This window comes from Paenibacillus sp. EB106-06-01-XG199 (genome assembly GCF_058791575.1).
The window spans coordinates 83098-103364 of record NZ_JBYTDQ010000008.1 but is presented as its reverse complement, the minus strand read 5'-3'; the positions used below and the strand labels follow the sequence as shown (position 1 = coordinate 103364).

Annotated in this window: 16 protein-coding genes; 9 read left to right on the top strand and 7 right to left on the bottom strand. The window is 51.7% G+C overall.

Annotated elements, in window-relative coordinates; translation table 11 throughout:
* Positions 1 to 7 precede the first annotated feature (7 nt).
* Positions 8 to 394 carry a (deoxy)nucleoside triphosphate pyrophosphohydrolase gene (locus AC3WT9_RS25530; protein ID WP_341377371.1) on the bottom strand — a complete coding sequence of 129 codons (387 nt, stop codon included), beginning with the start codon at positions 392 to 394 and terminating at the stop codon, positions 8 to 10.
* 129 nt (positions 395 to 523) lie between these two features.
* Between AC3WT9_RS25530 and AC3WT9_RS25525 the strand changes: the two genes are divergently transcribed.
* Positions 524 to 2662 (top strand): peptidoglycan D,D-transpeptidase FtsI family protein, encoded by a 2139-nt coding sequence (locus AC3WT9_RS25525; RefSeq protein ID WP_341089952.1) that lies wholly within the window; start codon positions 524 to 526, stop codon positions 2660 to 2662.
* Between the two features lie 583 nt (positions 2663 to 3245).
* Here the strand turns inward: AC3WT9_RS25525 and AC3WT9_RS25520 are convergent.
* A complete protein-coding gene (locus tag AC3WT9_RS25520) occupies positions 3246 to 3980 on the bottom strand; it encodes a YceI family protein (protein WP_341089950.1) in 735 nt (244 codons plus the stop codon).
* 190 nt (positions 3981 to 4170) lie between these two features.
* Between AC3WT9_RS25520 and AC3WT9_RS25515 the strand changes: the two genes are divergently transcribed.
* The 3 genes from AC3WT9_RS25515 (at position 4171) to AC3WT9_RS25505 (ending at position 6826) form a co-directional block, all read left to right on the top strand.
* Positions 4171 to 4851: a response regulator transcription factor gene (locus AC3WT9_RS25515; protein WP_341089948.1), complete on the top strand. Its 681-nt coding sequence runs from the start codon at positions 4171 to 4173 to the stop codon at positions 4849 to 4851.
* Positions 4839 to 6239 (top strand): ATP-binding protein, encoded by a 1401-nt coding sequence (locus AC3WT9_RS25510; protein WP_341089946.1) that lies wholly within the window; start codon positions 4839 to 4841, stop codon positions 6237 to 6239. Before AC3WT9_RS25515 ends, AC3WT9_RS25510 begins: the two co-directional genes overlap by 13 nt.
* Positions 6240 to 6328: 89 nt before the next feature.
* On the top strand, positions 6329 to 6826 hold the full coding sequence (locus tag AC3WT9_RS25505) for a hypothetical protein (protein WP_341089944.1): 498 nt from the start codon (positions 6329 to 6331) through the stop codon (positions 6824 to 6826).
* Between the two features lie 119 nt (positions 6827 to 6945).
* Here the strand turns inward: AC3WT9_RS25505 and AC3WT9_RS25500 are convergent, their stop codons facing one another.
* Positions 6946 to 7869 (bottom strand): DUF6612 family protein, encoded by a 924-nt coding sequence (locus AC3WT9_RS25500; RefSeq protein WP_341377369.1) that lies wholly within the window; start codon positions 7867 to 7869, stop codon positions 6946 to 6948.
* A gap of 314 nt (positions 7870 to 8183) precedes the next feature.
* Here AC3WT9_RS25500 and AC3WT9_RS25495 point away from each other — a divergent pair, with 314 nt between their 5' ends.
* A complete protein-coding gene (locus tag AC3WT9_RS25495) occupies positions 8184 to 9641 on the top strand; it encodes an amidase family protein (RefSeq protein WP_341377368.1) in 1458 nt (485 codons plus the stop codon).
* 12 nt (positions 9642 to 9653) lie between these two features.
* Here the strand turns inward: AC3WT9_RS25495 and AC3WT9_RS25490 are convergent, their stop codons facing one another.
* Positions 9654 to 9971 carry a YciI family protein gene (locus AC3WT9_RS25490; protein ID WP_081965684.1) on the bottom strand — a complete coding sequence of 106 codons (318 nt, stop codon included), beginning with the start codon at positions 9969 to 9971 and terminating at the stop codon, positions 9654 to 9656.
* 13 nt (positions 9972 to 9984) lie between these two features.
* Positions 9985 to 10542, bottom strand: a complete 558-nt coding sequence (locus AC3WT9_RS25485) for an SLOG family protein (protein ID WP_341089940.1) — start codon at positions 10540 to 10542, stop codon at positions 9985 to 9987.
* A gap of 217 nt (positions 10543 to 10759) precedes the next feature.
* Between AC3WT9_RS25485 and AC3WT9_RS25480 the strand changes: the two genes are divergently transcribed.
* The 3 genes from AC3WT9_RS25480 to AC3WT9_RS25470 are packed head-to-tail and all read left to right on the top strand — an operon-like array spanning position 10760 to position 14735.
* The gene (locus tag AC3WT9_RS25480; protein WP_341089938.1) at positions 10760 to 12424 is read left to right on the top strand and encodes a spore germination protein; all 1665 of its coding nucleotides are present in this window, start codon (positions 10760 to 10762) and stop codon (positions 12422 to 12424) included.
* Positions 12425 to 12448: 24 nt separating this feature from the next.
* Entirely contained in the window at positions 12449 to 13552 is a 1104-nt protein-coding gene (locus tag AC3WT9_RS25475; RefSeq protein WP_341089937.1) for a GerAB/ArcD/ProY family transporter, read from the top strand.
* A complete protein-coding gene (locus AC3WT9_RS25470) occupies positions 13545 to 14735 on the top strand; it encodes a Ger(x)C family spore germination protein (RefSeq protein WP_341089936.1) in 1191 nt (396 codons plus the stop codon). The genes AC3WT9_RS25475 and AC3WT9_RS25470 overlap by 8 nt, the downstream gene beginning before the upstream one ends.
* 170 nt (positions 14736 to 14905) lie before the next feature.
* On the opposite strand, the gene AC3WT9_RS25465 is transcribed toward AC3WT9_RS25470, so the two are convergent.
* Positions 14906 to 16936 carry a beta-galactosidase gene (locus AC3WT9_RS25465; protein WP_341089935.1) on the bottom strand — a complete coding sequence of 677 codons (2031 nt, stop codon included), beginning with the start codon at positions 16934 to 16936 and terminating at the stop codon, positions 14906 to 14908.
* Positions 16937 to 17054: 118 nt separating this feature from the next.
* On the opposite strand from AC3WT9_RS25465, the gene AC3WT9_RS25460 reads away from it, so the two are divergent.
* Complete coding sequence (locus AC3WT9_RS25460; RefSeq protein WP_445744946.1) at positions 17055 to 17891, top strand: AraC family transcriptional regulator; 837 nt, start codon at positions 17055 to 17057, stop codon at positions 17889 to 17891.
* A gap of 295 nt (positions 17892 to 18186) precedes the next feature.
* Here the strand turns inward: AC3WT9_RS25460 and AC3WT9_RS25455 are convergent, their stop codons facing one another.
* Positions 18187 to 20193, bottom strand: coding sequence for a beta-galactosidase (locus AC3WT9_RS25455; protein WP_492408080.1), 2007 nt, complete (start codon positions 20191 to 20193; stop codon positions 18187 to 18189).
* Between the last annotated feature and the right edge of the window lie 74 nt (positions 20194 to 20267).

Here is a 20267-nt window from a genome sequence, read left to right as displayed (position 1 = left end):
ATATCGGCTAGGACTCTTCCAGCAATCTTTCTACAAAAGGAACATCAGCCGGAGCAAAAACAAAACTCTCGAGTTCAGCAGGCAGCACCCAACTGTACTCATCATGATCACTGAGAATGATCTCCCCTTCCAGAAACTCCGCTTTCCAGGCAATCAGCAGGATCTGCACACTGCCATAGTTATGTTCATTGACCCCGTAAGCCCCGGTGGGACGTATGGTGATATTCAACTCCTCCATCAGCTCTCTCCGCAGACACTGCGGGACATCTTCGCCGGCCTCCAGCTTGCCGCCGGGAAATTCCCACAGTCCGGCCTGCGGCTTGCCCTGCCGCCTGCGGGCAATCAATATCTGCCCTTCTTTATTATGAATAATGGCCGCTGCTACTTCAATCATCGTTTTTCCTCCTATAGTTATCCGTTTTTAAACTAGATGGTATATTGTGGTACAATATGGTAAAGTCTTATTTTCATTCAATAATCTATCTGCAAACAGGATCGATTCACTCTGTAGGGGAGGCTGCATGTGAAGTCTATTTTCAAATCAAATTCTTTATCTGATGACCAAAAAACGAACCAGTCGCTTAGTCTGCGCATCAATGTGTTTTTCTTCAGCACGTTTATTATATTCTGCATTATTATTGTCCGTCTTGCCATTCTACAGTTTGTCGAAGGACCTACGCTCAAAGAGGCAGAGACAAGCCGGGATACGAAAAGTGTTCCGCTTGCTTCAATTAGAGGGACTATTTATGCTCAGGCTGGAGAGAAATTGGCCTATTCGACTTCGGTGCAGACCTTATATTTTACTTTAACAAAAGAATATTCCGAAACCTCGAAGGACAAGAAGACTAAAAAAACTGCCCGTACTCCAGAGGCCGTCGCCAAGGCCGGCCTTCTTGCAACTGAGCTTGCAGCTGATTTCGCAACACATGGGGCTAAGGTACCTAAAGATGAAGTACTAACCAAAGAAGCAGTGCTGAAAGCCATGGACCTGGATTCCAAAGTTTATTCCGGCTTTATGCTGCGTCCGATCAAACGCGGTCTGACAAATAAAGAAGTGGCCTACTTCATGGAGCACAAGGACAAATACCCCAATCTCACGGTAAGTGAAGAGGATGAACGTCATTATGACAAGGATACGGTAGCTTCACAAACGATTGGATATATTAAGCCGTTCAAAAAAACGGACATGGATATTTATAGAAACATCCTGGCGGCGATGAAAAACGAGGGCGACCCCGGTCTGGCTTACAGGGACGATGAGTTCGTCGGGTACGACGGTCTTGAACTCCAGTATCAAAGGGAGCTGCGCGGACGCAACGGATATCTGATGGTAGGCGTTAATGCACAGAACATAGCCGAAGGCATTGAGAAAGTGGTTCCGCCCGTCAAAGGCAATGACCTGTGGACCACGATCAACAAAAATGTTCAACTGAAGACTGAGCAGGCTATCCTGGATCAGATTGAATGGGTGCACAGAAATCCGGTACAGGGAAAGGTTCATCCCGACGCCAAGACCGGCTACGCTGTTGCCATGGAAGTCGATACCGGTAATATTGTAGCTATGGCCAGTATGGAGGACTATGACACCAATCTGTGGACCAAGGGTACCCTTCCGCCATCGGTATGGAACGAATTGATGCTAAATTATATGAACGGTACTATTACACCTATTTCTTCCGGGCGGTCCGGCCACAACTTCGAATCGGCAGTTTTCCTGGGTTCTGTCATCAAACCGCTGACCGTATTGATCGGCCTGAACGAAGGTTTCATTACGACAAGCACGACCTACACGGACAAAGGCAGCACGACCTTCGGCAGAGAAGGACACGAAACAACCGTGCGCAATGCCGGAGGTCATCCTTATGGATACTTTAGTTCCCCTGCCAAGGCAATTGAGAAATCCTCCAACGTATTTATGATCGATATGATCGGCAAAAAGCTTTATGAGAAATACCATGAAGAGGGTGTCAAGGTCTGGGATAGATATATGAGAGATTTTGGACTTGGTGAAGTTCCGGGTAGCGGACTGCCGGGAGAACACAAGGGCATCATCGATTATTTTGACGAAGCTAAGAATGGCAGTCCGCAATCAGCCCTGGTATTCGCCTCCTTCGGACAGCAGGGGCGTTACACCGCGCTGCAGTTAGCACAATATGCTTCTACCTTGGCAAACCAGGGGGTACGGATCAAACCCCAGCTGGTCAGTAAAGTCACAGATTCGGCGGGCAAAACCGTAAAGACGTTCGGGAGGGAAGTGCTGAACGAGGTGAAGTTCGACAAGTCCTACTGGCGGGAAGTTATTAAAGGAATGAATACTGACGTTAAAGCATTTGAGGGTTTCCCCTATGACTTTGCACGCAAAACCGGAACCTCCCAGCAGGAATACTACAGAAAGGTCAATGGAGTCAATACGAAGTTTACAGTAGACAACGGGGTATTTATTGCCTTTGCCCCACGCGAGAATCCGAAGCTGGCAGTAGCTGTAGTCATCCCCGAAGGGGGATTCGGCTCGAACAGTGCCGCACCAGTCGCCCGCAAAATTTTTGATGCGTACGATTGGGAATATGGCCTGGACGGCACACCGAAGAAGAGCATTCCCCCTAAGGAAGATGCGGATGACAAGACCACCGGCGATGGAGAAGCAGCGGAAGACGGGCATTAGTCAGAGCAGCCCGGCCTGACATCCGTAACGTGCTTGCCGGGCCGGTAGGACCGATTCAAAGGTAGCAATACCTTTGATTGAGCGGGATCCGCGCTGATGAACCGATTCAAAGGTAGATATGCACTTGATTAGGCGGGATCCGCACGGTTGGGCCGATTCAAAGGCAGATATGCACTTGATTAGGCGGGATCTGCACGGTTGGGCCAATTCAAAGGCAGATATGCACTTGATTAGGCGGGATCCGCACGGTAGGACCGATTCAAAGGCAGATATGCCTTTGATCGGGCGGGACCAGCGCTGATGACCCGACCTGCATACCGCTGGGAAGCTGCACGCCAGGCTCCTGTGTTCGTCGCTTCAGACGATGCACAATTCCGGGATAGAATAAGTGACTCTCGAAGTTTGACAACCTGTTCGAGCCTCTCCTCTTCTTAAAGCTAATGTGTTTAAACCACAAACAAAGAGCAGGGTTTCTCCAATAACGGGAGAAGCCCTGCTCTTTTCATTTTACAGTCCTGCACCGAAGTGGACTTCCACTTATAAAAGCGATAGGCACAAACAGTCGTGATAGACTCTGTATATTCTATTTAGTAAGTGTAAGTTCCAGGCGTACTTCGAGATTATTCTCCGTATCCAGTACGATGGAATGTGGACTTACCATGCCGAAATCCTCAAACGTTACGGTTGTTGTTCCCGACAGCAGAAGCTGTCCTCCGCTGTATACGGCCTGTGACTGGAAAGTCACGTCCTTCTCAATCCCTTTGACCGTAAGTGTCCCTTGCATCTCCACGGGTACTGCGGTGCCTTCCGTCCATTCTGCCGGCAGTTCGGAGAACGACTTCACGGTGAAGGTCGACTGCGGGAACTGCGTTACCGCGAGGTAATCATCGCTTTTGACATGCTCATCTCTTTGAGCGTTTTCGGAATCCAGCGCGCTCATCTCCAGAGTCCCTTCCCCGGTCATTGCGGCGGCATCCTCAAGATTCACATTCCAGGTTCCCTGAACCTTTTCATTCACAAAATTCACAGTCTCTTTGGAGGTCGTCACCGACCAATAGACTTTGGAAGTGTCGGCAATACTCCAGGCACCGTTCAATAGTTCCGCTGTAACAGCAGCACCGGAAGCTGTTTCTCCACTCGCACTCGCATTTGCATTTGCGGCAGCCGTGCCCGCACTATTCGTTCCCTGTTCCTGTGCAGGAATAACAGACTCGATTTCAACGTTATTGCCCAAGCTGTTGTTCAAGAAGGCAAAGGCCGTTACTGCTCCGATGATAACGACTCCTGTGGCAATCCAGACCCATGTTTTTTTCTTCATCCTTATTCCCTCCATCCATTTTCTAAGCGCCCTGTTAGGCTTGTTTCCCATTCTAACAAAGCAATATGTCGGGAATAAGTCAAAGCACATGCCTGCGCAATGTGGTAAACTTGTCGTAAATTTTAATTAAACTGCAGCCGCTGTCCGTATGGCAGTCAACCTGCCGGACATGTTCAAGGAGGCACTAGATATGAAGTCGATTCTAATTGTTGAAGATGAGGAAGCCATTGCCCGGGTGCTTAGTGCCTATCTCAAAAAAGCCGGCTTCCACGTAACCCGCGCCGCCGACGGACGCGCCGCGCTGGAAGCCTTTGAAGTTTCTCCTCCCGCTCTGATCCTGCTCGACATTATGCTGCCGAACATGGACGGCTTCGAGCTGCTTGGCCTGATCCGCGAGAAGAGCAGCTGCCCTGTCATCATGCTGACAGCCCGGGACGGTATCAATGACCGGCTGGCCGGACTGGACGGCGGCGCCGACGATTATATGTCCAAGCCCTTTATCCCGGAAGAAGTAGTGGCCCGCGTAAACGCAGTGCTGCGCCGCCCTTCCCAGTGGTCTGACGGCAGCCGTAAACGCCATTTCGGCAGTCTGTTCATCGACTTTTCGGCACGCAGCCTCTTCCTGAACGGTGCCGAGGTCAGCCTCAGCCCGCGCGATATGTCGGTGATGTTATTTTTGGCTGAACGCCCGAATCAAATTTGCACTAGAGAACAGCTGATTGAGCAGGTCTGGGAAATGGACTATGAGGGCAGCGACCGTGCCGTAGATCTGTCGATCAAAAGACTGCGCCAGGCACTCTCGCACTGGCCGGCGGATGAAGGGGAGATTCGCACGCTCAGAGGAACGGGGTATCAATTATGGATAACCTGAAGAAACGCACCTCCATCCTCTTCTATTGGACTGTCCGCTACCTGCTGATTATCAGCATCGGATTGCTGCTCACCGCGCTCGTCACTTTCTGGTGGATTCAGCAGGAAGCGATGAACAACCGCATGCAGACCACCGGTCTGCTGGCCCAGGAGATCGCCGACCGCAGTGTCGGCACGAACGGAAACATGAACATCAGTCCGACTCTGAGCAAGCTCGTTGAGGACCGCAAGCGCTTCTTCAAATTAACGGTCGAAATGTGTGTGATCATCACAGATAAGGAGGGACAGCTGCTGTTCTCCGAGCCGCCGCTCAGTGAGGAAGCGATGCGGCATAAGCTTAATGATACGTTAAACGATTCCCGCAGCCCGGAGTTCAAGGCTGCTGTCGCCCAAATCCAAGGAGACGGTGAAGCGCTGGGGCAGGTCATTGTCCTGCAGTCCAAACGTTCCCTGCGCCATATCCCGAAGGAAGAGATTACCTTCTTCTTGATTCTCGTCGTCTTTCTGATCATCTTAAGCTGGCTGACCATCTATCTCCTGTCCAGCAAGCTGGCCAAACCTATCCAGAAAGTGGCTGCCGCCGCCGCGCAAATCAGCGGCGGCCAGTATAACATTGTTCTGGAGACAGGGGCTAAGGAACGGGAGATTCACGAGCTGCTGATGTCCTTTCAGGAGATGGCGGGAAAGCTGCAGCAATTCGAGCAGTCGCGAGCAGTCATGCTGGCCGGAGTCTCCCATGAGCTGAAGACACCGGTCACTTCGATCAAAGGGCTGGTCCATGCCGTCCGTGAAGGTGTGGTCGAAGGGGAGGAAGCCGGGGAATTCCTTGATATCGCTTTGCTGGAGGCAAGCCGATTGCAGCGTATGGTCGCTGACCTGCTCGACTATAACGCCCTGGCTGCCGGTATTGTCGCCGTCCGCCACGACAGGCTGGATGCAGTTCCGCTGCTCGAGGAAATTATCTATCAATGGAAGCTGACACAGAGCGCAGATGTCAACGAACCTCTGCTGCACATGCCGGAGAAATCCCTGTTCCTGCGGGGTGATCCGCTGCGCATCCAGCAGATTATCGTCAATTTATTGAATAACAGCGTGCAGGCCAAGAAACCGGGAAGCAGCCTCCAGCTCACCATCAGCCTCCTATTGGCTCCAGCCGGACACGCTGAGATTACTGTGGCGGACAATGGAATAGGGATTACACCGGATAACAGAGACAAGGTCTTCGAAGCCTTCTTCCGCAGCAGCGACAAGCAAAGCACGCTGCGCGGACTGGGCCTCGGTCTGACCTTCAGCCGTTTGCTCGCCGAAGCGATGGGCGGAACACTGGTGCTGGGCAGCGGCCGGGAACAAGGCTGCCGCTTCGTACTGACCCTGCCGCTGGCGCCCTGACACCCTGACACGAGCCTGTGCAAGAAGTAGTCCGGCGCTCCTCCACATGTTATAATCACTTACAATAAACCGTGAACCGGAGGCTGTATATGCTTACTTTTGAACAGAAATTAGCTATTCTTGAATCCTACCCCCAGCTTGAACGGCGCAATGTATCGCTTGGGCGGGTGAATTATCACTTCGAGCAGAGCCGCCATGAGAAGAAGACTGTCGCTTCCCACCTGCATCCTAACGGCAACGGCTACGTGTTCGCCGGGCTCCTGCGGGGCTACGAAAGTGATGACAAAGGTCTTGTGAATATCCGCGACTATACGGAGTCTGAGCTGCGCGAGCTGCTGGATGCGTCGATCACCTCTTTGTCCATGTATATCCCGGAAGTCCCTGCACCAGGCAAAAGAAAAAAGAAAACTGCCACAGTTGCCGATACCCTTTGGGTTAATGGAGACGGACATACCTTAAGCCTGAAGCTGGAAGAAGATCTCTGGTACCTCTACGCCGGGCTTCAGCTTGAGATGGCTTTCGAGACAATCCAGGAAGCTGAAGAGTATCTGGCGGAAGAAGGTTTTGTCCCTGTCCCGGCGGAATAGATATATATTCGCCCCTATTTAATCAAAATAAAGCAAAGCCCGGAAAGGTTCTTATGACCTTTGCCGGGCTTTGTTTTGTCTTGCGATTGTTATTATTTACTCTGTTGCAGCCGCGGTTGTTACTTTGCTGCTGCTGTTGCTGAAGGCGTCTGTATTTCCTTTGCCTGCAAAGCTTCCTTCGGGACCTCAATCGCCTTGATTTCATTATGCTGCCCGATCTCATTTTTCATCTTCATATCTATGCTGATTTTCTGGCTGTCGGTGGTCATATCCATGACCATATCCACATCCGTGTGGGTGGGCAGGTATGTTTTTTGATTAACTCCATAGACGATTGTCATACTCTTAATGTCCATCTGATCCATCAAAGCCGTCATTTGCGGGTCCGCGCTGCCGCTCTGGTTCATATAGCTTTTCGCCAGTTCCTTCACATTGTCCCCTGATACCTCAGCGGTTAGAACGTAATCCTCGCCCTTCTCGGTGACCTTCGTAAATTCTGTGATGGACTTAAATTGTTCCAGTTGCTTCTCCGGACTGGCCGATTGCTGCATAGCAGACATTACTTGCTGAGTCATTTCAGCAGGCATTTTTATCCACTGTCCATTGACCAGGCTAAAAGAACCGGCATCAGTAATGTACTGCTCCATCTTTTGCTCTTCCTGCCCCGCCAGATTTATCTGGATCAGCTGATGCATTTGCAGCGGGTCCTTCATATATTCTGATTTCATGGTCATTTCAACGTTTTGATCCTGGGTCGTCTCCCCTTGGGTCATGCTCATCTTCTGTGAAATCTGCGATTCCATCGCAAAGCTCTTCAGTTCCTGGCTTGCATCTGCCGTCTTCTGAATAAGCTCTTCTACAGTGGGAGTCCCCTCATTTGCAGTTTGCTCCGCAGCCGCCTTCTCTGTTGTTTCCGGTGCCGGAGCAGTAGTGGCGGATGCTTCGGCAGCATTCGTTGATTTTTCAGCAGCCTCATTGTTGCCACAGGCCGACAGGCTGACTGCCAGCGTTACTCCTAGTACGAATGTTGTCCATTTTCTCAAGATGTTGTCCTCCTAAATTTTTGTTAGCGTTACTTCACTGAATTGGCTTTGACAAAAATCGCTTCGAAAGCATAGACCTAGTTTTGTTAACTTCTGCTTCCTGTTCTACTTTGTACAAAACTTACTTCGGAAGTATTTGCCATAGATGTATTTGAACTATTACCCAACATATGGAACCCTCTAATCACACTATCAAAAACAACCCGAAATCCGCATGCCCCTGAAGTCGTAAAAAGAACGCTGTCAAGACACGGCAAACTATGGTTAGATGAAGGAGAATGACAAACCAAAGAGAGAAAGAAGCGTGAACCTGTATGAGTTTTGAAATCGTAGAGGCTACAATAACGGAGATTCAAACTGCGCTAGCTGCCGGAGAGATCACTTCGAAACAGCTGGTGCTCATGTATCTTGAACGCATTGCCGACCATGACAAAAATGGCCTGACGATCAACTCCGTGCTGGAGATCAATCCGGATGCACTGTTCATCGCAGAATCTCTGGATGTAGAACGTTCGCAGCAGGGTCCCCGGGGGCCGATGCACGGCATACCGGTCTTACTGAAGGACAATATCAATACAGGGGATAAAATGCATACCAGCGCGGGATCGCTGGCTTTGGCGGATTCTTTTGCCGGGGAGGATGCCTATATCGTTACTAAACTGCGCGAAGCCGGGGCTGTTATTCTGGGAAAAGCCAACATGACCGAATTCGCCAATTTCATGACGAACGGTATGCCTTCGGGCTACAGCTCCCGGGGCGGACAGGTACTGAACCCTTATAACATCTCCACACCGACAGGCGGCTCCAGCGCCGGTTCTGCGGTTGCGGTAGCCTGCAGCTTCTGCACAGTGTCCGTAGGAACGGAGACCTCCGGCTCCATCCTCAACCCCGGTAATCTCGGATCAGTCATCGGGATTAAGCCGACCGTAGGCATGATCAGCCGCTCCGGCATCCTCCCGCTGTCCAATACACAGGATACTGCTGGACCTATGGCAAGAACCGTCCGCGACGCCGTACTGCTGCTGAATGCAATGCTCGGCAAGGACAGCGGCGATGCCGCCATGGGAACAAGCGCGGGCAGACTGCATGAAGATTATACCGCCTTCCTTGACCCAAACGGGCTGCAGGGTGCGCGCATTGGGATTCCGCGCGATTATTATTTCGAAGAATTAACGGAAGAGCAGCTGGCATTGTTCAACGCTTCCGTGGAGAGAATGCGTGAGCTTGGAGCGACAATTATCGACCCGGCTGAGATTAAAACCGCACGCGAGATCAAATATTCCTCCGTTGTGCTGAATGAATTCAAAACCTCCATCAATGCCTATCTTGCCCGCCTGGGTCCAGGCGCTCCGATGCGCACACTGAAGGACATTATCGACTTCAATCATGCCCATCCGGTCGAGACGCTAAAGTTCGGGCAAGCCACGCTGATTGATGCTGAATTCACCTCTTCCGGCACCTTGACGGAACCGCAATACCTGCGCGACCGCGCCACTGACCTTAAACTCTGTAAGGAACAGGGCATCGACGCCACCATGAGCGGGCACCGGCTGGATGCTCTGCTGTTCCCGGCCGACTTCGGTGCGCGGATTACCTCAAGAGCTGGATATCCGTCCATTGTCGTACCTTCCGGCTATACATCGGCCGGCGCCCCCTTCGGCGTTACCTTCTCGGCGCAGGCCTACCAGGAGCCTATGCTGATCAAGCTGGCATATGCGTACGAGCAGAATTACAAGATCCGTAAAGCGCCTTCGCTGCGCAGCTTTATCTAACCGGCACTTCCGTTAATCCGCAGCTATGCCCATATGCTTGTTGCCTTCATGAGACAGGTCCCAGGTGCGCAGCTCGTAGCTGCGGACGCCCGAGAGGATGTAAGGGTCACGTTCGGCAATGGCCACTGCTTCTTCGCGCGATTCCGCGCGGATAATGACCATCCCGCCAGGAGCATCGCTGAACGGACCGCACATCACGAGCTGCCCGCTGCGTTCCAGCTCCTGCAGATGACGCACATGACCCCGTATAATTTCCATATCCCTGCGGTCCTGTTCAGTCGGACTTAACAGAATGACATAACAAATATCCTCCTCATATACAGAATTCATTGGCATTGCCTCCTCATTCATATTCACGTTGATTTTCTTCATCTGCGATATTCTGGATTTCCTCGGCATGCATCAGAAACAGGCCATACTCCCCCTCCGCATGCAGCTTCAATGCCCGCTCCTTAAAATACTTCGGGCTTCCCTCAGCAGCATCCTCATCATAGAAGAGCAGAATGCCGTCGCTTTTGCGGAACAGCAGATCATCCCTGGCCCGGAATTGCCAGCTTCCCTCATAAGGAGCATTGCTTACAGCCCCGTAGTAATCCGCTCCGGCAATGATCCGCCGGTATTCATTCTGCTTCTCCTCCTTCCATTTCTCCTCTGGTGCGGCATGGGCTGTAATAATGCCCAGCTTCAGTCCGGGATACTGCGCCTTCAGCTCAAGCACCACCTCACATGCCCAAAGATCCACCCCGTATTGTCCGGGCGTAATGATCCATTCCAGCCCCTCTTCAATGAGGGGAATTAACCTGCCTGCAAGTGCTTTTTTGATATAGGGAATGCCTTGATGTTTGCTGTCAAAAATACCGAGCTCATGCGCACGGTACCCTGTTACCAGTAGGGTTTTCATCTGCTGCCTCTTTCCTGAACGGGTAATCTTGATGCCCCTCTTTATTATGCATTATACAACATTCTCCTCCGCTAATTCCTTGCCGGAAATGTACTGGCGAACAGCTAGTTGAATATTCCTTGTTGAATAATATTTTTACAGAAATGACTAAACTGCAGCAAACTTTGGAAAACTTCATTTACATAGTTGTTTACTCTTAAAGCTGGGGTTGATTTCATTGCTCGCATCGATCTTATCCTATATCCCGGGCTGGGGAGTTTTTTGTCAGGCTGGAGTTGCTCTGCTGGTCCCCCTAGTTGCCAGCAGTCTATACAAAACCTTGCATTCCTATGTAGGCAGCGGAAGAGGACCGCAGTCTTCAGGCAACGGGAATGTGTCTAACCGCAGAGCACAATCAGATACCGCCCTGCCGCAGACAGCCCCTCCCGCAGCGGCTTTCAGCGGAAATTTCGCTGCTGACCTTCACTCTATTAAGGAGGCTATCGGCGGAAACAGTGATCTCCACTTCAGGGAGTTCACATTAACGAAGCTACAGGCCCAAGGAGTCCTTATGTATGTGGACGGCATGCAAAACGACAGGCTGCTTAATATGAAGATTATGCAATTTCTAATGTTTGAGGCCACCGCGGATTCTCTGTCCGCCTCCGGCATTGCCGAACATCTGCTGCCCTTCAGCAGTTTGAACGAAGCCAGCGATCTGAATGATTTCAACAAATCCGTCCTGTTCGGGCATGCCGCACTGCTGATTGAAGGAATGCCGAAGGGATTGCTGATCCAACTTCCGGGAGGTGCTAACCGTTCGATAACAGAACCTGTCTCAGAAGCGCTGCTTCGTGGTCCACGGCTCGGCTTCTCGGAGGTGCTGAGCGAGAACACCTCCATGCTGCGCCGTCAGGGCTTCAGCGACCAGCTTGAAATGAAGATGTACCGGGCCGGCAGCAGCGTTCAAAGAGATTTGGTCGTTGCCTACATCAAGGATATTGTCAATCCGGAGCTGCTGGAGGAAGTACAGACCCGTATTTCCAAAATAGACATCGACTTTCTCGCGGAATCGGGGTATATCGAGCAGTTGATTGAAGACAACTACCTAAGTCCTTTCCAACAGGCCCAGAGTACAGAGCGACCTGACAGAGTTATAACCGCCCTGTTGGAAGGCCGCATCGCCATTCTTCTGGACGGGACGCCCTTCGCGCTGATTGTACCGGTCACTTTCAGTATGCTGCTGCAATCTCCGGAGGACTATTATGACCGGTGGTTGCCGGGATCACTTCTGCGGATACTGCGTTTCTCCGCCGCCTTTCTGGCACTTATGGCTCCATCCCTTTACATTTCCTTCATTTCATTTCATCCGGGGCTTATACCAACAGAGCTGGCGATCTCGATTATCAAGACCCGGCAAGGTGTACCTTTTCCGTCACTGATCGAGGTGCTGATTTTGGAGGTATCGATTGAGATTTTACGGGAGGCCGGAATCAGGCTGCCCAAGCCCATTGGACCGGCTATGGGCATCGTCGGCGGTTTGATTATCGGGGATGCGGCGGTGCAGGCAGGTATCGTTAGTCCCTTTTTGGTTATCGTTGTTGCCGTCACCGCCATTTCATCCTTCTCCATTCCGATGTACAGCGCCGGGATTACCCTGCGGCTTCTCCGTTTCGCCGGGATGATGTTTGCTGCGGTTCTCGGCATGTTTGGCACGATCCTGTTTTTCCTGCTGATCTGCAGCCATCTTACCAGGCTTAAGAGCTTTGGAGTACCCTACCTGACGCCGGTATCGCCGTTTCGCCCAAGGGATTGGAAGGATTTGTTCTTCCGTGCGCCGCTTACACTGATGAAACGCAGACCTGCCATGATGAAAACACAGAAACCGAAACGGAGGTCATAATCACATGCAAGAGGGGGCTGCACTATGTTTACTCGTTCAGACGATAAAATCACCGCTTCACAGGCTGCTGTGTTCCTGAACAATACCGTGCTTGGCGCGGGTATACTTACGCTGCCGCGGAGTGTGAGTCAAAGTGTGAAGACCCCGGATTCCTGGCTGTCCGTGCTGCTGGGGGGTGTGATTGTTATGGCGGTAATTGTTCTAATGGTGAAGATCAGCCAGCAATTTCCCGGTAAAACGGTTTTTCAATATGCCGGGAAAATCATTGGCCGGGTTCCTGGAGGTATTCTGTGTATTCTTCTGATTATGTATTTCTTAATCATCGCAGGATTTGAGATCCGCTCGCTCGCCGAGGTCACGCTGTTTTTTCTCCTGGAAGGCACACCGATATGGGCAGTGATCCTTCCCTTTATATGGGTCGGCACCTATCTCGTGTATGGCGGTATCAATTCAATTTCCAGAGTCTTCCAAGTGGTGTTTCCGATCAGCATCATGATTCTGCTCATTTCTTACGGTTTCAGCCTGCAGCTTTTTGATATCAATCATTTGCGTCCGGTTCTCGGCAGTGGCATTCTTCCCGTGCTCAGCGGCCTGAGGTCAACAGTTCTTGTCTATACCGGCTGTGAAGTCGTCATGACACTCGTTGCGTTCATGCAGAATCCCCGGCAGGCACTGAAAGCTATGCTGGTGGGAATCGGCATCCCGCTCTGCCTGTATCTTCTGACGGTAGTTATGGTCATCGGAGGCCTCTCGATAGATTCTGCCATTACAAGCGCTTGGCCCACTATTGATCTCATTCGAAGTTTTGAAATCCCGGGATTTTTCTTCGAGCGCATGGAGTTTCCGCTCATGGTGATCTGGCTGATGCAAATGTTCTGCAACTTCAGCAGCTTCTTTTTCCAGGCCTCTCTGGGCATCTCCCAAATCTTCCGGCTTTCCATCCATCCGGTGATTTTTTTGCTCGTTCCGGTCATTTTCATTTCCGCTATGGTGCCTAAGTCCATTAGTGATCTGTTTAACCTTGGCGATGCTATCGGTAAAATGGGAATCATACTGTTCCTTTTGCTGCCGGTACTGCTCTCAGTAATTTGGCTTATTCGCACGAAAGGATTGAAACAGCATGTGTAAGCGGACATCCCCCCTCTTCCTCTGCATGCTCCTGCTTCTGCTTACGCTGACAGGGTGCTGGAGCAGCAGAGAGATTGAAGACCTGGCCCTGTATTCCGGCCTTGCTTTAGACATAGGCAAGCTCACTCCCACGGAACAAGTGCTGGAGGAGAAAGGCGGTACCTATTCCAAGAAGAACTTGATTACGGTAACATTACAGATTGTTCCGGTTAAATCGACAGGTACAATGGAAAAACAGGGGAGCCAGCAGACCGCCCCCTATGTCAATGTATCGGGAACCGGCGACTCCGTGCTTGAGATTTTCCGCCAATTCTCGATTCGCAACGAACGGCCGATTATCGGGCATCATCTCAAGGTCATTATAGTATCGGCTGAGCTGCTCAAACGGCAGAAGATGGAGCAGCTTATGGATCTTGTACTCCGCGACAATGACATTCGTCCGAGTACGATGGTTTTCATCAGTGAAGGCCGCGCAGATGACACGCTCATCTCCAAGCGAACCGATGAAATTCCTTCCTTTCACATCAAAGAAATGATCAACAATCAATTCAGGACAAGCAAGGTGCTGCATCCAGTCATTTTGTCACAACTGGATTCACTCATGCATGCCAAAAAAAGTTATGCTCTGCAAAACCTCATTACAGCAGATGGAGATACCGTGTTTTCAGGTGCTGGAATTATTAAAGGAGATACAGGCCACTTGATTGGAGCCTTGTCACAGGAAGATACGGAGTGCCTATCCTGGCTGACCAATAAAGGCAAAAGCGGTGCGATTAAAGCCTATGATCGGGATAATCAGCCGATGACCTACGAAATGAAGACACTGAAGAGCAAGATCAAGGCCATTGTAGACGGGGATGACATTTCATTTGAAGTCTCAATTAGCACTGAGGGCCGGCTGACAGAAACCTGGAACAATAAAAGTTATTCTACTTCAGCTCAATATTCGGAAAAAGTTGGCCGCGTATTTCAGGAGAAGCTGGCGCAAATGATGCAAACGTTAATGCAGAAGCTGCAAAATGATTATAAAGTCGATGTTGCCAGTTTCGGCGACACGCTCAGCATCCAGCATCCCGGGGAATGGAAAAAGGTTAAGGAGCATTGGGACGAGACGTTCAGCCGGTCGAAGGTGAATTTCAAATATGACTTGAAAATAACGGATTTCGGCTCATATGCCGAGTGAATTTGGTAGTTCAATAAGCTAAAGCAAGCCGGTATAGGCAAAAACAGCAGAGCAGCGATTCTCCCTGATGGGTGAACTGCTGCTCTGCTGTTTTTATAGTGTGAAAATGACCAGGACTGCCGCATGCGTAGAAGTGTCCACTTTGGAGACAGCCCTTATTGCACTCTCGTTTAGTTCTTGTCAGACAAAATCAGTACGCCGCGGCCTGGAACAACAACTGAGCCGCTGAAGGTCTTACCGGTCAGCAGGTCGGTGCGTTCAGCTGCGCCGATGTCTGCACTGAGATCGCCTTCTTTGTGGTTCAGCAGGAACAGATAGGACACGCCATCTTTCACACGCTGAACGGATTCAATACCCTCAGGTGCGTTTACTAGCGGCTTAATGCCGTTCTCCTTGCAGAGATTGGCAAGGAGTCCTTGCAGGAATCCAACTTCTGGACTGCTGGCCACATAATAGGCCTTGCCTTCACCAAAGCTGTTCACCGTCAATACGGGCATGCCTTTGTAGAAGTCCGAGCCATACTGCGCCAGTACCTCGGCACCTTCCGAGTGAATCAGATCGCATAGCAGATCGCATTTGTAGGAACCGTTTAACGTTCCCCATTCCTTGTTCATGACGATTTCATTGCTCATGCCCGGCAGAAGGGCATCAATTTCCTCTGCCCAGATGCCGAGCACCTTGCGCAGCTCTCCAGGATAGCCGCCAACCGTAACCAGATCATTTTCGTTCACGATGCCGCTGAAATAAGTGGTAATAAACGTGCCGCCAGCCTTAACAAAGGCCTCAACCTTCTCGGCAAATCCCGGCTTGATCATATAAAGTACCGGTGCAATTACAATCTTATATTTGGAAAGGTTCTCTTCAACGCCAATCATATCGGCTTCGATATTCTGCTGATACAGTGCGTCATAATATTTGTGCACTTCGTTAACATAGTCCAGCGCTACGGATGGTCCGCTCGATAGATCAAGCGCCCAGCGGTTTTCCCAGTCATAAATAATCCCGATCTGCGCCTGGCTGCGTGCATCCAGCAGTTGATCGCCAAGCTGCTCCAGCTCTTTGCCAAGCTCAGCGCATTCGCGGAAGACCCGGGTATGCTCATGTCCCACATGCTCGATAACCGCGCCATGATACTTCTCGCAAGCGCCGATGGACCGGCGGAGCTGGAAGAACAGGACAGTGTCAGCACCGCGCGCTACAGCCTGATAGCTCCAAAGGCGCATTACGCCCGGGCGCTTCAGGGAGTTGTACGGCTGCCAGTTCTGCTGGCTTGGCGTTTGCTCCATCAGCATGAAGGGCTGGCCGTTCTTGAGGCCGCGCATCAGGTCATGCGTCATGGCCGTGTGGCTGACCGGTGTATCCAGTGATGGATAGTTGTCCCATGAGATCACGTCCAGATGTTTGGCCCATTCGAAATAATCGAGTTCCGGATAGAAGCCCATCAGGTTGGTAGTAACAGGAATGTTGGTGCTATGCTCCTTGATGGCATCGTATTCAATCTTGTAGCATTCCAGCAGACTATACGACATAAATCTGCGGTAATCGAGGGAAATCCCCTGGAAGTTGGTGCGGTTGCCGTTCCATTCTTCGCTGAGTTCGTTCGGAACGACAATTTCTTCCCAGTCATAGAAGGTATGACCCCAGAAACGGGTATTCCAGGCTTTGTTCACGCCATCCAGGGAACCGTAGCGTTCCTTCAGCCAGACACGGAACGCAGCGGCGGACTGCTCGGAATAGTCATAGCCGCTATATTCGTTGGAAATATGCCATGCGACAAGACCCGGATGATCCTTATAGCGCTCTGCCAGCTTGCCTGCCAGTTTAGCCGCATATTTGCGGTATACCGCACTGTTCGGATTGGAGTTATGACGGCCGCCGAACTTGCGTTTTCTGCCCTGTACATCGACACGGGTCACTTCGGGATAACGGTGAGCCATCCAGGCCGGATGTGCCCCGGTTCCTGTTGCCAGACATACATAGGTTCCATTCTTATATAAGCGGTCCATTAATTCATCCAGGCCGGAGAAATCATAAGTGTCTTCCGACGGCTGAATCAGTGCCCAGGAGAATACATTAATTGTGGCGACATCAATTCCCGCGAGTTTGAACATCCGTTCATCCTCAGCCCATACCGGGGCATCCCACTGCTCGGGATTGTAATCTCCACCGTACCAAATCTTTGGCAATTTATCGTTGATCACACTTCGCACATCCTTTATAGTATAAGTATATATTTATTCTAAACGGTTAACGTGTCGCTTTATATATAAAAATAAGGTCCATACATATAATAATATGGAACTACGGGAGATGATGATTGTGCCAGCGACAGCGGTACGCAGAATTGTGTTTGCCCAGGAGGGCGGGCAGCAGCTGCCCATAACTCTGGACAGCATGGGCTTTAACCCCGATCAGGAAAAAGTATCCCGCCCCGAAGGCTACGACACCTATCACTGGCTTCAGACGGCCCAGGGTGAAGGCATTATATATTTTGAGAACAAAAAAATCACGCTCTCCGAAGGCAGCGGCGTTCTGCTGCTGCCCGGAACTCCGCACCGCTATGAATCGCTCACTCCACATCTATGGTGCACCTATTATCTCACCTTCGGCGGCAGCTCAGCCCGGCACATCCTAGAGTCGCTGGGCATGGGCGCCAATTCCTTCTACCGGTGGGAAAGCGAAGCCCCGCTTCCTCATATGCTGAAGGAGATGCTTGACCGCCATGACGCTTCGGGCGACATGTTCAGCCTGGGCGTCTCCACCGACGCTTACCGCTTCCTGCTTACCTTGAGCAAATACGGCCGGCTGCATAACAATACTTCCATTTCCCGCAATGTGGACAAGCTGCAGCCGCTGCTGAAATGGATGGATGTCCATTATGGCGATCCCGGCATCGGACTTTATGATCTCGCGTCCCAGCTTGAGGTGTCCGGCCGTTATCTCAACAGCCTGTTTCTGCAGACCTTTGGCCTGTCTCCCTACGCCTATTTCGTCCGCCTGCGCATCCGCAAAAGCAAGGAACTGCTCGTCACCCAGCCTGACCTGACGGTAAAAGCCATCTCAAAGCTGGTTGGCTTCCGCGATGTCAGCCACTTCGTGGCCACCTTCCGCAAGCAGTCGGCGACTACACCGGAGCAATTTAGGAAGCTCCACTAACAGCTAACAGGCACGTAGTGCTATGGGTAAACTGGTGAGGCGTGGGAGGAGATTTTTAGTCACTCCGAGGAACGTCTGACTTTTTCAGCCGCTGCTATCTTCATGAATCCTATCTCTCACTCCGCCCATAATTACTTCTGCTGCACAAAGTGCAGCAGATCCGGCCCGATTTGGCCTTTATGCTGAATCTACTGCATTTCATGCGGCAGATTCAGCAGAATTGGACCCAAAATAGTCTTTTGATCGACTCCCCTTATCCTAACGTTCAATCAGTCTGTTGCTTTCACCTTTCCCGCTATTCACCCAGCTCCAGAATCTCCACCCCGTAAGCCTCCATCCGCAGCTCGCCCGAGCGGATCTCACCGTTATAGAGCACGCTAGGATAACTGCTCGGCAGCGGCACGCTTTGCGGTATCCGGTTCAAATTCAGCAGGAATAGGAAGCTGCCATTCTCTCCGCTGCGGATCGTGGCCTGCACGCCATCCGGCAGACCGGCAAAGCAGGTTACTCCATACTTGCCGGCCAAATCGGCAAGCAGCAGTGACCAGTATCGTTCTTCGGCATGGGTTCCGAAGTAATACACCTGCCCTTTCCCGAAGCTGTTGACAGTGACAGCCGGAATTCCAGCGTAGAAATCATCGCCGTACCAGGCGACAGGCACCGCAGTGACCGGCGTCAGCAGATCGCACCACTGGCTGCATTCGAAGGAGTTCCCTTCAGGGTCCACTAGGGTATGGACTTCCAGGCCGACGGGATCATATTCGTCAACCCGGACACCTGCTGCATGGCTTAACAATCCCGGCAGCGGCTGCATGACGCAGATGTTGCTCTTGTCCTTAACGCCGCTGCGGTTCGTCAGAAGGAGTACGCCGCCTGCCGCCGCATAAGCTTCAAGCTGCTCCGTAAGCTTCTCGCCCAGCACGTACAAACTTGGCGCAATGACGACCTTATAACCGTCCAGCGGTTCCCCGGCACGGATTACATCACAGCCAATCCCGAGCTTCGTAAGTGCCCGGTGAACCTGCTTGATGTTCCCGTAATAGTCCAGACCCCCGGCCTGTGGCTGGATGTCCAGTGCGGCCTTCTGCTCATGAGAATGCAGAATCGCCACTTCATGCTTCAGCACAGTACCCTGCAGCCTGCCGCTGAGGCCGTTTACTTCTCCGCAGAGCTGGCTGAACTCGGCGAACCGGCGGCCCGGCACATTGCTGTGGTCAATCAGGCCATGCCAATATTGCTCGGCCCCGGCGACAGCACTTCTCCAGCGGAAATGCACGATCGTATCCGCACCTCTGGCAATCGCCTGCCAGGCATAGGCGCGGATAAAACCCGGATACGGAGCCCGCCACATCGGCATCCAGCAGCCCGGTGAGCCGCTGAGCTGCTCCATGATCCAGAAGTTCTGCCGTTTGATCCCGCGGGTGACGTCAAGAGACAGCGCTCCGCTATAGGGCGTTGTCTCTTGCTTGTCCGGTGAGGTGTTCGGATAATAGTCAAATGCCGCCACATCGAGGTCAGAGCCCACCGAATACATATCCAGCCGCTGCGGATAGCTGTGAAAGTTATGGGTAATAAAATGCTCCGGGCAAATCCTCCGCAGTGCATCAATCTGCGTCTTCTGGAACCGGACAACCGAATCCCATTGAAAACGCTGAAAATCCAGCAGGAACGACGGATTCTGGAACGGCGAGCCGCCCAGCGGTACCGTCAGCTCGTTCCAGTCACTGTACTCCCCGCTCCAGACCACCGTTCCCCATGCTGCGTTCACGTTCTCCAGCGTGCCGTACTTTTGCCTAACCCAGCTGCGGAAGGCTTCATTGCAGGTCCCGCAGTGGCAGTCGATCATGCCGAATTCATTGTCGGTCTGCCAGCCGATCACAGCAGGATGACCGCTGTAATGGCGGGCCAGGTTTTCAATAATCCGGCTTCCATATTCCCGCAGGGAAGCGCTGTTATAACAGCGGTGCCCGCGTACGCCAGGATGGAACGTCTGCCCATCGGCAAAGACCGGAAGTACATCCGGATAGGTGGTGGTCAGCCAGCGCGGCGGAGTGGCAGTTGGTGTTCCAATCACAACCCGCAATCCGTACTGATGGAACAGCTCAATAGCCCGGTCCAGCCAGGCAAAATCAAAGGTTCCTTCCCTTGGCTCCAAACGGCTCCAGGCGAATTCAGCAACCCGGACCACCTTGACCCCGGTTTCCTTCATCAGCTGAATATCCGCTGCCCACAAGGATTCATCCCAATGTTCCGGGTAATAATCGACGCCGACTTGCACTGTGTTATAACTATTCAGTGTCATATCTCCCTCTCCTCTCACTCTCATCCATTTCCACTTTCATCCTATCAAAAAGACGCCCCCGCTTCACATCAATG